Origin of the sequence: Actinoplanes sp. NPDC051633, assembly GCF_040681735.1 — a bacterium.
Lineage (GTDB): Bacteria > Actinomycetota > Actinomycetes > Mycobacteriales > Micromonosporaceae > Actinoplanes.
Genome location: NZ_JBFAZH010001800.1, coordinates 1 through 1087 on the forward strand (window position 1 = coordinate 1; position 1087 = coordinate 1087).

Annotated in this window: 2 protein-coding genes; one reads left to right on the forward strand and one right to left on the reverse strand. The window is 73.7% G+C overall.

Annotation, left to right across the window (positions count from 1 at the left end):
- Positions 1 to 37: 37 nt before the first annotated feature.
- On the forward strand, positions 38 to 379 hold the full coding sequence (locus AB0M20_RS45280; RefSeq protein WP_364307834.1) for a hypothetical protein: 342 nt from the start codon (positions 38 to 40) through the stop codon (positions 377 to 379).
- On the opposite strand, the gene AB0M20_RS45285 is transcribed toward AB0M20_RS45280, so the two are convergent.
- On the reverse strand, positions 376 to 1087 hold a 712-nt coding region (locus tag AB0M20_RS45285), incomplete at its 5' end, for a tetratricopeptide repeat protein (RefSeq protein WP_364307836.1). The two genes, AB0M20_RS45280 and AB0M20_RS45285, sit on opposite strands and share 4 nt — an antisense overlap.

A 1087-nucleotide genomic window follows, 5' to 3' on the forward strand; every position in this document is an offset into this window, starting at 1 on the left:
GCTTCAATGACTTTTTGAGCTTGATAACTATTTTTCATTGAACGCCTCCAATTACAGACTGGGCGCCGGCGGCACCCTCGAGGTGGTGCTGCCCTGTCAGGACTATGCCGGGTCGCTGATCGCGGAGGAGAGCCGGGCGCGGTTCGAGTGCTTTCGCCGGCATGCCACGACGGTGATCACGATGCCGTACCGCAACCCGTCCGACCAGGCGTATCTCGCCGCCGGGCAGGCCATGGTGGACCGCTGCGACCACCTTTTCGCGGTGTGGGACGGGCGCCCGGCCCGCGGCATCGGCGGCACGGCCGACATCGTCACCTACGCCCGGGCGCGCGGCCGGCCGGTCACCGTGCTCTGGGTCGACGGCGTGGTCCGGGTCTAACGCGTGCCGTACGCCACCGGCGCGGGCGCCGGCACCTCGAGGTCGGCGAAGATGCGCTCGGCGTGGTGCTGGTGCGGCCCGGCGCGGTCCAGGTCGCCGATGACCTGGAACGCCGCCGCGATGCCCTCGTGGGCGCGCGCCTGCTCGTACCGGTCGCCGATCTCCTGCGCCAGCGCCAGCGCCTCGCCGTGCTGGGTGCGGGCGTCGGCCGCGTCACCCGCGGCGCGCAACACCTGACCCAGATCGTTGAGCGCCTCCGCCTCGCTGGCGCGGTCGCCGATCCGCCGGTGCAGCACCAGCGCCTGCCGCAGGTGACCGGCCGCGTCGGAGAGCCGGCCACGGCGCGCGAGGATCGCCCCGAGGTCGGTCAGGGCGTACGCCTCCGCGGTCCGGTCGCCGGCCCGCCGCACCTCGGCCAGGCTGCGCTCGAGCCGGCCGGCGGTGCGGTCGAGCTGCTCCGGCCGGCGCTGCAGCCGGGCGAGCAGGGAGTGCACGTACGCCTCGCTGTATCCGTCGCCGAGGCCCGAGTAGAGCGTCAGGGCGGCCTCGAGACGCTCCGCGGCCCGCTCCTCGTCGCCGAGCCGCTCGTCGACCAGGGCGAGTCGCACCGACGCGTCGGCCTGCCCGGTCTTGTCGCCCAGCTGCTGGTAGAGCCCCCAGGCCCGCTGGTAGTGGTCCGCCGCCCGGCGGTAGTCGCCCAGCCGCCAG